This is a genomic window from Rhizobium sp. NZLR8 (assembly GCF_019685025.1).
Lineage (GTDB): Bacteria > Pseudomonadota > Alphaproteobacteria > Rhizobiales > Rhizobiaceae > Rhizobium.
In genome coordinates this window covers 226,467-238,308 of the sequence record NZ_JABDVY010000010.1, presented here as the reverse complement: position 1 = coordinate 238,308, position 11,842 = coordinate 226,467, and the positions used below count along the sequence as shown (strand labels likewise).

Sequence of the window (11,842 nt, the reverse complement as noted above, 5' to 3'; positions counted from 1 at the left end):
TTAGCGCGTGAGGTCATACGAATAGTCTGTCACACCCGCGTGCATTGTTTCGCGATCGAGGTTGTCGAAGATCTTGTCGAGGATCGCCGTTAAAAGACGCAGTCCGCCTTGGTAACCCATGAGTGGGAATCGATGATGATGGTGCCGGTCGAAAATTGGAAACATCAGCCGAACCAGTGGGGTACCGGTGTCCCGTTCGAGATACTTCCCATAAGAATTTCCGATCAGGAGATCCACCGGCTCGGTGAACAGTAGCGAGCGCAGTGCCCAGAGATCTTTGCCTGGCCAAACCTGTGCATTCTTCCCGAAGGGCGAGGATGCGAGGAGTTCCTTCATCTCGTCCTCCCAAACTGAGGTGCCATTTGTGGCGAGGCAGTGGGTTGGCTCGCCGCCGGTCTCCATGATGAAGCGCGCCATCCCATAAACGAAATCTGGATCGCCGTAGATCGCGTATTTTTTTCCATACAGCCAAGCTTGGCTGTCCGCCATCGCGTCGATGAGTCGCCCGCGCTCCAGGCGGATCGTCTCGGGAATTTCTCTCCTGGAAATCCCAGATATCGCCATCAGGAGCTCGTCGGTAGCTTCGACGCCGAGAGGGTAGCGGAAGGAGATCGTCGCTTGTCCAACGTCTCTGCAGTAGTCTAGCGTCTTGCGAGTGTTGTAATATTGCAGGGACAACGTCCCCTCCGCGTTCAACGCCGCCTTCACGTCATTGATTTTGGTCCCCCCGTCATACATCCGAAAGTTACCATCGGAGGGGGTATCGAACTGATCTGATGCGTCCTGGATGAACATGTAATTCACTTGCATCAAGTCGAGCAGGCGTTTTAATTCGCGATTGTTCCCAACGCAGAAGCCATCAAATCCAGGAATGATGTTGATAGAAGCGGTGGCTTCACTTCGCGCGGTGCCCTTCCAGAAATTCTCCAGCACACCTTTTACCATGCTGTCGTAGCCATCGACATGGCTGCCGACAAAGGCTGGTGTGTGGGCGAAGGGGACATCGAAATCGCGCGGGACCGAACCTTCACTTTTGGCATTTTCGATAAAACCATGCAGGTCATCTCCGATGACCTCGGCCATACATGTGGTCGAGACCGCGATCATCTTCGGGTTATAGAGCTTGTACGTGTTGGCGAGACCGTCGACCATATTCTTCAGGCCACCAAATACAGCGGCGTCTTCTGTCATCGATGACGAGACCACCGATGACGGCTCCTTGAAATGGCGCGATAGGTGCGATCTGTAGTAGGCAACGCAACCTTGGCTGCCATGGACGAACGACATCGTTCGCTCGAATCCCGCCGCTGCGAAAACCGCGCCGAGTGGCTGGCAGGCTTTGGCTGGATTGACGACAAGGGCTTGGCGGGCCAAGTTTTGCTCGCGGTATTCCCAGGTCTTCGTGAATTCGCGTTGGTCTGACACGACCTGATCAGGGTGTGGGCATTCGAAGTTCAACTTTTTCTCGGCTAACATCTGCCTGTATTCCGGCTCGCAGAATAGGGGCGCGTGGTCGAGAGTTTTCTCAGCTGATTGCGGCATAGGGTCACCTCTTTCGATCTGGCCGCGGCTCAAGGGCGGTCCAGAAACATGCGTCGCTTAAGCCGTTGCGCGTTTTTTACGCGCGAACGCTATGTTCTCACCCAGCAACCGCCGCCAAAGCGCGGTCATTTTTCCAGGGCGCGTCGTAGAGACCCCAAACTGGATTGTTGATGGCCATGTCCATGTCCCGAGCGAAAATCGCGAAGCCGTCATAACCGTGATACGGACCAGAATAGTCCCAGGAGTGCATCTGACGGAATGGAATGCCCATTTTCTGCACCGGGTATTTTTCTTTAACGCCGGACCCGACGAGATCGGGCCGAATTCCCTCAATGAATTTCTCAAGTTCATAGCTAGTCACATCGTCGTAGATCAGCGTGCCTTCTTTTACATAATGGCCAGTGCGCTGATAGTCGTCGCCGTGACCGAATTCGTAGCCGGTTCCTACGATTTCCATACCGAGGTCCTCATAGGCGGTGACGACGTGACGAGGACGCAATCCCCCGACGTAGAGCATCACCCGTTTGCCGGAAAGGCGCTGCCAGTATTTGTCGATTACGGCCCAAACGAGGGGTTGGTATTTGGCTATGACCTTTTCGGCTTTCTCTTGGATCTCCGGCCCGAAGTGTTCGGCTATGTTGCGCAGCGAGGCATCGATTTGGGAGTGTCCAAAGAAATTATACTCCATCCAAGGGATGCCATATTTTTCCTCCATGTGCCTGGAGATGTAATTCATCGACCGATAGCAGTGAATGAGGTTGAGTGCCGCTCTCGGCGCGCGCTCTACTTCGGCGAGAGTTGCATCTCCCGACCAGTTGCCGACCACGCGCAATCCGATCTCTTCGAGCAGGATGCGCGAGGCCCATGCGTCGCCGCCAATGTTATAGTCGCCTATGACATTTACGTCGTAGGGACCTGGGTCGAATTTTATGTCTTTCTTTTCGAAGACCCAATCTCGAATTGCGTCGTTGGCGATGTGGTGGCCAAGCGATTGCGACACGCCACGGAACCCTTCGCAGCGTACCGGCACAACGGTCGTCGCGTGTTCTTTGGCCTTTTTTCGCGCTACGGCCTCGATATCGTCGCCAATCAGGCCGATCGGACATTCTGATTGCAGGGTGACGCCATTGCTTAGCGGAAAAAGTTCAGCGATCTCATCGATGACCTTTTCCAATTTCTTGTCACCACCGAAAACGATGTCCTTTTCCTGAAAATCGGAGGTAAATTGCATGGTCACGAACGTGTCGATGCCCGTCAGGCCGACGTAATAGTTGCGACGTTGCGACCAGGAATATTGACCGCAGCCCACAGGCCCGTGTGAAATGTGAACCATATCCTTGATTGGTCCCCAGACGACACCTTTTGAACCGGCGTAAGCGCAGCCGCGGATCGTCATCACGCCTGGAACAGACTTGATGTTCGACTTTACCTCGCATTCGCTGGTCGCGTTTCCGTCCTTTTCGCTCGTTGCAAGGCTAAGGTGCTTACTGCGGCGCTTTGCTGCTTTGTCCGGGTATTGGGAGAGCACATCCGCTATAAGCTTCGCATGGAAGTCACTGTCATTGTGGTATTTGAAGGTCATTGACGCTACCCCTTGAAAAAGTCTGGGTGAAGTCTCATTGGCGAAACCTCCCTCACGCGATGCCGGGCGCTTTGCGTGTCGCTGGTCGCACGTGTCAGTGTGATCACTGGGCAGCTGTCAACTTGGCATCCCTGGCTTGAAGTTCGGCAAGCATCTGCTCATCGGTTTTCATGATCCCGAAATCGAGAAGCATGTCCTCAAGTTCTTCCATGGTGATGGGGGTCGGGATGGTGCCTTTGCCAGAATTGTCATGTATTCTTTGGGCAAGTGTCCGGTACTCGGCCGCTTGCTGAGAGTCCGGCGCATATTGGATCACCGTCATCTTTCTAAGTTCGGCATGTTGGACAATGTTATCGCGTGGCACGAAGTGGATGAGCTTGGAATTGAGTTTGGCAGCCAGCGCTTCGGCGAGGTCGAGTTCGCGGTCGGTCTGACGCTCGTTACAAATGAGGCCACCCAGGCGCACGCTGCCGCCTGCAGCATATTTCAGGATGCCCCTGGCGATATTGTTGGCGGCATAGAGCGCCATCATTTCGCCGGACATGACGATGTAGATTTCCTGAGCTTTGTTTTCACGGATCGGCATCGCGAAGCCGCCGCACACAACGTCACCGAGCACGTCATAAGACACGTAGTCGACATCGTTGTAGGCGCCGTTCTCTTCGAGAAAGTTGATCGACGTGATAACGCCGCGTCCCGCGCAGCCGACGCCTGGCTCCGGACCGCCAGACTCCACGCATTTGATACCTTTATAGCCTACCTTGAGCACGTCTTCGAGTTCAAGATCTTCAACCGAACCTCTCGTTGCTGCGAGATCAAGAACCGTATCCTGGGCCTTCGAGTTCAAGATCAGGCGCGTAGAATCAGCCTTAGGGTCACAGCCGACGATGAGGATCTTCTGCCCATGGTCTACAAGGGCGGCCAGCGTGTTTTGGGACGTAGTGGACTTGCCAATTCCGCCTTTTCCATAGAATGCGATCTGACGCAGAGCTGCCATGCTTGGCGTTCCTTCATGTGTTCGAAGCAATTTGGTTACCCGCAACGCGGATGCGGCGGCCGTTCCGCTGCCTCTCAATAGCTCTCAAGATTCGTGCCAAGCGGCCGATTGAGCTGACGAACAATAATTCGCCGCGATTCCAGCTATGTGGGCGTAAAATACGGGATTGAGAACACAAACGCTTGTCAAGTAACCGACAAAGGTGATGACAATGTCGAAATAGATTGTCACCCTCTGAGGGCCAATGAATGGTGGCCGTTTGTGCAATATCGGACCAACCGGCAGGATGTCTCATTTATCCATGCGTAGCTTCTAGGACTTTGTTAGAGCAGCCATCACCAGACCGGCCGTAACAAATTCTGATCACTTGCCGCAAAGCGCTGTCTCCGGCGATGACAAGCGCCATGCCGCGTCTGGTGCCCGCATAGGGTTAACGTCCTACTCTGCTGTCCATTATGATAGTGGCAGTGATGTCAACGAAGCTCTCGCCCCCGCACACACGGTCAGCAATCATGACCCTTAGACGACGAAGAAGGCGCCACTTGTGACCACACGTCGTGCGGCATGGTCCAAGTTGCCTAGCTGCTTCTTCAAGGGCACCCGCCCGGCGTAGATCGTTCAGAAAGCTCGGCTTTTCAGTAGCGTACCACCTTTGCCAACTTCAGAACAAATGATCTGCTCGTAATTTTCGAGCCTTCGCCGAGTACCATTTCTCCGCGTCAGGGATCTAAGTTGGCAAATTCCAAATGGCCTATTTAGTTGGGGTACGTCATGAGTTACGGCGTTGTCGCTACCTTTGTCGGTTACGTGACAGGCGTTCTTGTTCTCAATCCCGTATTTTACGCCCACATAGCTGGAATCGCGGCGAATTATTGTTCGTCAGCTCAATCGGCCGCTTGGCACGAATCTTGAGAGCTATTGAGAGGCAGCGGAACGGCCGCCGCATCCGCGTTGCGGGATAACCGCGTTGGTTTGAACACGTTAAGGAGTACAGGCATGCCCGACTTAAAGGTAGGAGACCTAGCACCTTCAATCAACGATTTGGAATGGGTTCGTGGCGAGTCTCTTGAGGCTTTTCAACGTGGCAAAGTTTACATCATCGCGTTTATGACAACTACCTGCCCAGCCTGCGCGCGCGAGATGCCCCGTCTCAGGCAACTGCAGAAGAAATACCGAGATGTTGGTCTTGACGTCATCGGTGTCGTGTTGCTTGAACGCGATTCAACGGCGGCTGAGGCTCGAGCTGATGTGCACGCATGGCTGAACCGGACGTGCCCAAATCTGAATTTTGGAATAGGGGTCGATTTAACAGGCCAAAAATACAGGCTCTGGATGGAGCCGAGCCATTCTACAGAAGTGCCTACCCTTTTCATCGTCGACCGCGACGGAAACGTCGCCGCTATCGACCCTACGGGCCTCGATTACGTTGTGCCGAAAGTGCTTGACGGCAGCTAGCGCAAGGCCACGCAGCCTGCTGAATGCGTCGATCACACCCGCCTCCACTGCCGATTCAAAGGGATCACATCAAAAACATAAACTAACTCGCTTATGAGGTCCGCACGCCACAAGCGGTCTTCCGTGCATAGGAGACACGATGTACGACATTGTCACGACAATTCGCGGGTTCAGCGACATGCCTTCATTTCTCAGTCCCATATTTGAGCGCCTAAATAGCTGGCATAGCAGTGAATAATATGGGTCGGCTACAACGAAGCTAACTGGCACGAAACTTGAAAGAAATGGGCCGGACGACGAAGGTCGCCAAGTTATAACCGCTGTGCCAGCCGGCATTCCGTTCGGACCCTGGCTTGTGACAGCAGACCGAAATCGCAGCGGAGGAAGATCGTGTTGATTGACAGCAACTCCAACTCGCTTTCTGCATTCCAAAACCTCGAATCGAATGTTAGGTCGTATTCGCGATCCTTTCCCACCGTATTTAGGAAGGGCGTGGGAGCCATTCTCGAGGATGAGAAAGGTTTTGAATACATCGACTTTCTCACAGGCGCCGGCGCTCTCAACTACGGTCATAACGATCCCGATTTGCTCAACGCCGTGGCGGAATACCTGAAATCGAATGGAATCATTCATGCATTGGACATGGCTACGTCAGCCAAACGAGAGTTTATGGAGTGTTTTGATGCGACAATTTTGCACCCACGTGGGTTGAAATATAAGTTTCAGTTTCCCGGTCCCACGGGCACCAACGCCGTGGAAGCTGCTCTAAAGCTCGCACGCAAGGTTACGGGACGTCGCAATATAATATCATTTACCAACGCTTTTCATGGAGTGAGCCTGGGCGCACTTGCGGTCACGGGCAATCGACACTACCGCGATGTGGCGGGCCTTCCTCCGGCAGGTGGCATATTCATGCACTATGACGGCTACTTTGGAGCCGATATAGACACGTCGGAATACTTGGACAAGGTGCTGTCTGACGCAAGCAGTGGCATTGATCTGCCAGCTGCCATCATTTTGGAGACCGTTCAGGGCGAGGGGGGCATAAACGTTGCGAGCGAGAAGTGGCTGCGGTCGGTTGAGCGACTTTGCAGAAAGAATGACATTCTCCTCATCGTTGACGACGTTCAAGCAGGATGTGGGAGAACCGGCAGTTTCTTCAGCTTTGAGTTCGCCGGTTTATCACCCGACATTGTCGTTCTGTCGAAGTCACTGAGTGGCCTTGGGCTGCCGCTATCCCTTTTGCTGCTCAAGCCGGAGCTCGACGTATGGCAGCCGGCAGAGCACATCGGGACGTTCCGAGGCAACAATCTTGCGCTCGTGACAGCGACGAGCGCTTTGAGGAAATTCTGGGCGAATGACAATCTGTGTGACGATGTCATGAAAAAGGGAAGCGTCATGAGCGAGCGCCTGCGGCAGATCGCGCAAAGCACCCAAAAACACAATCTATCCGTCCGGGGAAGAGGCCTGATGCTGGCGCTCGACTGCGCTACTGGCAACTTGGCCGAAAAAATCCAACGCAAAGCCTTTGAGGGGGGGCTTGTGGTCGAGAGATGCGGTGCGGAGGACCACGTTATCAAGTTTCTTCCACCCCTGACGATTGATGCGCAGACGCTTCAACGGGGTCTGGACATTCTGGACCTGTCTGTCCACACAAGCGCTTGACGCTCAAACCCTTATGGGCACGAGCTTCGATGCAGGGGCCAAGCGAGCCATGAACTCACTTCGAAGACACGTTGAGGGACGTTCGCGGAAATAATGTCGAGATTCACTCCAGCGGCGAGGGGAGCGAGCATCTCGATGGAACACCAAGGGAGTTCTGGCCAAGAGGAGCGACATTGCAAAACAGCAACCCGAAATGAGCGAGAGCGAGCTCACATGTCTTGGCCAAACTGGTCTTTGTTGAGCGTTGCAACCCTCGTCCGTACCGCGTGCCAAGCGATAAAGGGTCAACAGCCGATGGTCACAAGAGCACTCATTTTGGTTGAAGGCGATCCCGCGAGCAATGGTTTGCTATACGTTCAAGCGGCGCAGCGGCTTGATCTTCATCCAGTTATCCTGTCGACTGATACAGCTCAGTACGACTGTCTTGCGGACGCAGGGATTGAGGCAATCCGCGTCGAGACAAACAATTTCGATGCGGTGATCCGCGAATGTTACCAGCTGCGTGCGACCTACGACGTTGCCGGCATTACGTGTGCCAAGGAGGCTGTATGTGCGGTGGCCGCCAAAGTCTGCCGGCATCTCGATCTGCCGGGGCCAAACCCCAAATCAATTGAGCAATGCTGCAACAAATTCGCTCAGCGCCAGTTGCTCGAGGAGGCCGGCGTTCCCGTACCTGCTTATCGCGTCGCAGCGAATGTGAAAGGCGTATTAGGCGCTGCAGCGGAGATCGGCCTGCCAGTGATACTGAAGCCAGCCGTCGGAAACGGCAGCAGTGGCGTCTGCTTATGCAGCGACGTCAATAAGATAGCCGAACATACAACCTATCTGTTAGGCGGGACGTACGCTTGGCGGTCGTCGCCGAGAATATTGGTCGAAGAATTCGCACAGGGCCCCCATTATATCGCTCATACGATGGGACATGAAGTCATTGGAATTGAGGCCGCCGACTTCGATCGTCCACCGCATTTCGTCTTTCGTCAGTCGATTTTTCCAGCGTTGCTAACTCGTGAGGAGCGTCAACGTATCGACGATGTTTCGCTGAGCTGCTTGCGAGCTCTCGGTCTTGGCTGGGGACCTGCTAACATCGAACTCCGGTGGACAGAGCGTGGCCCGGTCGTCATTGAAGTCAATCCGCGTCTTGCCGGCGATCCTCAATTGGTTCAGCTGGCTCACGGTGTCGATCTCGTTACCGAGCACATCAAACTTGTTATCGGCGACAAATGTGATTTGCTTCGAACGCGTTCGCAAACTGCGGCGTTTCGAAATCTACTTCCCGATCGCGATGGCACCCTCGACTGGATCCGAGGCGCTAGTCAGGCAGCGGCTGTACCAGGTGTCGTTGAGGTGAAGCTCCATGTCGGACCCAAGGCGCCGATCATCAGGAAAGGCGATTACCGAGACAGTATCGGGCACATCATCGTCACTTCGCCCTGTCGGAAACAGACGACGACCATACTTCAGCGCGCCTTCGACCTAATCGATTGGTCGATTAAACCGTTTGATGACGCGGAAGCCAGCGATGATGCTTTTAATGTTTCTTAAAACGTTGAAGCTGTTGGAGACATCACGGACATGACCTTCGAACGACAAGCGTCGTCTGGGCCGCTCTACATGTTTCCGTCCGCTTTTCGACGCAGAATGACTGTCGCTCGCGAGCTTCGAGTTCTTTGCAAACGGCCGGTTGTCATTGGCTTTAATTCAATACCTTGCGCTAAGGAAGTCACCATGACTACCCGTTCAATCAGACTTCGTATCGCCGTTCTCTTTGGAGGGCGATCTACAGAACATAATGCTTCAGTGCTTTCGGCGACAAACATCATGCAGGCTATAGAGCCAACCAAATACGATGCCGTTCCCGTCTTCGTCACGCGGGAGGGACGATGGTTGTTGAGCAAATTTGAGAATGATACGCTCGCGACCCCATCAGCGGGAACAGAGGTCTGCCTCGTCCCCGGCGGACGTGGGCGCATGATAGCAGTTATGCCAGACGGCAGCATAAGTGGCGCTGGGACAATCGATATCCTGTTCCCGGTGCTGCATGGGCTCCATGGGGAAGATGGCTCCGTGCAGGGGCTTGCAGATGTCGCGCGAGTACCGCTCGCCGGCTGCGGCATCCTCGGTTCAGCGACGTCGTTGGACAAGGAAATCGCGAAACAGTTGCTCAGGTCGGCGGGGCTGCCAGTTGCGCGTTCAGTCACCATTCACATGGGCAAGACGCCTTCGCTGGCCGCTTTGCAGCGCGAACTTGGTTCGCCGATTTTCATCAAGCCGGCACGGCAAGGTTCGTCAGTCGGAGTGAGAAAGATTTCTGGGACGCAGGAGTTCGCGCTAGCGCTTGCCCAAGGTTTTAAGCATGACTGCAAGCTGCTGGCTGAGGAATTCATCCCCGGGTTTGAGATCGAATGTGGCGTGCTGGAGGATACGAAAGGCGGACTCTTTGTCTCTCGCCCGGGTCAGATCAAAGCATCCGAAAGCCACGGTTTCTACAGCTATGACGCAAAGTATGTCGACAGGGACGGTGCGGCACTGACGGTTCCCGCGGAACTGCCGGAGGATGTCGAGATGCAGATCCAGGAGGCGGCAGCCTTAGCATTCAGAGCTTTAGGTTGCGACGGCATGGCTCGTGTCGATTTATTCCTGACTGCGAACATGCAGTTCTATATCAACGAGGTCAATACCATCCCAGGCTTTACCAGTACCAGCATGTATCCGAAGGTGCTGGCAGCGAGCGGCGTCAGTTATCGCGAGTTCATTAATCGGCTTGTAGAACATGGATTGGCAAGGGCGGCACGAGCAACCTGAACCGAGTTAAGATGTCGCCGGAGGTTAGGCGCTGCATCGTAGGCTCTAGCTTTCTAGATCTCGCGTCGATCGAGTTGCTCGCCACAAAAAGCAGCGACTGGCGGCAGGGCGAACACGAATGTTCCCTGGTCAGCGTCATGAACGGAGCGACCTGAGAGCTGCGACGCGCCATGCTCGACATGGAACAAGGAAGCCGCACCCTCGAACCCACATGGAGCGCGCAAGCAGAGATTCATTTGTACCTCCCTCTATTACTTGCGAACTCAGACTTCGGTCTGACCTCGGTAAAAAGTGTGATCCGAAGCTTTTGATGACCTTCCCGCCAAAACTCATCCAGGTTTTAATTCGCTCGAAGGGCCGAACGGCGCAGTCCCGACATGACAACGAACATCCGAAATCAACTGTCGGGTTTGTAATGTCCGCGCCACATTCTTGTCGAACCACTGGTTTGCCATTTTTAAGCTAAGCGACGGAATCAAAACGTAAATACATGTCCATGGCTCACCGCCCGAACTCGGCACGAACCTTGCAAAGAGGAATTCGGCAGGAACAGCCACCCGACCATGTCGCGGAAACGGAGATCGATAGATTGAAAAAAGCAACGCAATGTCTGCTCGTTATACAGGTTTTCCCCGGGCTAACGGCATCGGCATGCACAGAACGGCTTCCAACCCGAACTCGCGGACCTCGATGCCGTTCGGCAGTGGCGACACGTAGCGGACCTCATACTGAGCGCAAAGGGTCAGGACGGTCCTGCGTCTCGCGACAGAGCAAGGCTCGATGAAGAGCTTCAACTCGTGACGTCGTCGAAAACCGCTTGTGCTTCAGTCCTTCAGGAGATAGCGATGAGCGAACTTGTTGGCATTTATGTTGATCATCAGATGACCTCGCCACTTGCCATGGCGCAACATTCGGCGAAGATCAAGCCGATTGCGGGCGAACTAGCGCGAAAAGGAGTTCTGCTGGTTACGACCTGCCTACGGGTTGAGGTCTATTGTAACGAGTCGGCACTCGGGGACATCAATAGCACGGTATTTTCTGGCTTTGCATGTGGACGCATTCAAGGTGCGGTCCCTATTGTTCAGCGTCTTGCCGAAATCGCAGCCGGCGCCCGTTCCCAGATCCTCGGCGAGAACTACGTCAGCGATCAACTCGAAAAAGCTAGTGAACTTCTTGATCCAAACCTTCCGATTTTTCAAATAGCACGGTTCGCGATCGATGTGGGTCGCAGAGCGCGTGCGCGACATGGGTTCATTGCACCGTTCAACTATGACCAAATCGTCCGGGACATCATAGATGACCTGTTCAAAGACGGAGCGCCACGCGACCGCCTTTTAATGATTGGGGCGGGTATGCTGGGTCGTGACCTGATCAGGAGTGGCGTGGGAGAGCGTTTCCGCTCGACAGAAATCGTAACGCGGAATCCCAAGAAACTTCGCAAACGTCTCCGCAGATTGACTGACGTAGAAGTCGCGCTCATCCGCCCGGCAGAGGTTGGACGCGCACGCGGACCGCGGTCGATCGCTGTGATCGCGACCACCGATGTGAATGATGAATACGCAACCATTCTTCGGAATGCGCTTCTGTGTCTCGAGCCTCGCGCCGTAATAGATCTGTCATCAATCCCGGTTTTGTCGAGCTCAGCAGTCGGGAAGCTCAACTATGTGACCATGTACGACGAGGTGTTTCTCAAATTCATCGAGAAAAACAATAAGCAGCTGGCTGCGAAACTGCCCCTCGTATGCTCCGAGATTGCGGCAACAATCGGTGTGGCGCAAATGGCCACTAACTGAGTTTTG

At 54.3% G+C, this 11,842-nt stretch carries 8 protein-coding genes; 5 read left to right on the top strand and 3 right to left on the bottom strand.

The window, feature by feature from the left end; genetic code table 11:
* The 3 genes from nifK to nifH all read right to left on the bottom strand — a co-directional run bounded on the left by nifK (window position 1) and on the right by nifH (window position 4,121).
* Window positions 1-1,542 (bottom strand): nitrogenase molybdenum-iron protein subunit beta, encoded by a 1,542-nt coding sequence (gene nifK / locus HJB89_RS22040; protein WP_018517737.1) that lies wholly within the window; start codon window positions 1,540-1,542, stop codon window positions 1-3.
* A gap of 97 nt (window positions 1,543-1,639) precedes the next feature.
* Window positions 1,640-3,124, bottom strand: a complete 1,485-nt coding sequence (nifD, locus tag HJB89_RS22035; RefSeq protein WP_018517738.1) for a nitrogenase molybdenum-iron protein alpha chain — start codon at window positions 3,122-3,124, stop codon at window positions 1,640-1,642.
* Window positions 3,125-3,227: 103 nt separating this feature from the next.
* Complete coding sequence (gene nifH, locus HJB89_RS22030; protein ID WP_018517739.1) at window positions 3,228-4,121, bottom strand: nitrogenase iron protein; 894 nt, start codon at window positions 4,119-4,121, stop codon at window positions 3,228-3,230.
* A 996-nt stretch (window positions 4,122-5,117) separates the two neighbouring features.
* On the opposite strand from nifH, the gene HJB89_RS22025 reads away from it, so the two are divergent.
* From HJB89_RS22025 to HJB89_RS22005, 5 genes are all read left to right on the top strand, one after another.
* Window positions 5,118-5,576: a TlpA disulfide reductase family protein gene (locus tag HJB89_RS22025; RefSeq protein WP_018517578.1), complete on the top strand. Its 459-nt coding sequence runs from the start codon at window positions 5,118-5,120 to the stop codon at window positions 5,574-5,576.
* A 393-nt stretch (window positions 5,577-5,969) separates the two neighbouring features.
* Window positions 5,970-7,241, top strand: a complete 1,272-nt coding sequence (gene ectB, locus HJB89_RS22020) for a diaminobutyrate--2-oxoglutarate transaminase (RefSeq protein WP_018517579.1) — start codon at window positions 5,970-5,972, stop codon at window positions 7,239-7,241.
* A gap of 294 nt (window positions 7,242-7,535) precedes the next feature.
* Entirely contained in the window at window positions 7,536-8,783 is a 1,248-nt protein-coding gene (locus HJB89_RS22015; RefSeq protein WP_050566348.1) for an acetyl-CoA carboxylase biotin carboxylase subunit family protein, read from the top strand.
* A 183-nt stretch (window positions 8,784-8,966) separates the two neighbouring features.
* Complete coding sequence (locus HJB89_RS22010; RefSeq protein ID WP_018517581.1) at window positions 8,967-10,043, top strand: D-alanine--D-alanine ligase family protein; 1,077 nt, start codon at window positions 8,967-8,969, stop codon at window positions 10,041-10,043.
* 845 nt (window positions 10,044-10,888) lie between these two features.
* The gene (locus HJB89_RS22005) at window positions 10,889-11,836 is read left to right on the top strand and encodes a hypothetical protein (protein ID WP_018517582.1); all 948 of its coding nucleotides are present in this window, start codon (window positions 10,889-10,891) and stop codon (window positions 11,834-11,836) included.
* Window positions 11,837-11,842 lie beyond the last annotated feature (6 nt).

Excerpts from the sequence above, each read along its gene's own strand:
- nifK (WP_018517737.1), bottom strand. The coding sequence starts at position 1,542 with ATGCCGCAATCAGCTGAGAAAACTCTCGACCACGCGCCCCTATTCTGC.
- nifD (WP_018517738.1), bottom strand. The coding sequence starts at position 3,124 with ATGACCTTCAAATACCACAATGACAGTGACTTCCATGCGAAGCTTATA.
- nifH (WP_018517739.1), bottom strand. The coding sequence starts at position 4,121 with ATGGCAGCTCTGCGTCAGATCGCATTCTATGGAAAAGGCGGAATTGGC.
- HJB89_RS22025 (WP_018517578.1), top strand. The coding sequence starts at position 5,118 with ATGCCCGACTTAAAGGTAGGAGACCTAGCACCTTCAATCAACGATTTG.
- HJB89_RS22015 (WP_050566348.1), top strand. The coding sequence starts at position 7,536 with ATGGTCACAAGAGCACTCATTTTGGTTGAAGGCGATCCCGCGAGCAAT.
- HJB89_RS22010 (WP_018517581.1), top strand. The coding sequence starts at position 8,967 with ATGACTACCCGTTCAATCAGACTTCGTATCGCCGTTCTCTTTGGAGGG.
- HJB89_RS22005 (WP_018517582.1), top strand. The coding sequence starts at position 10,889 with ATGAGCGAACTTGTTGGCATTTATGTTGATCATCAGATGACCTCGCCA.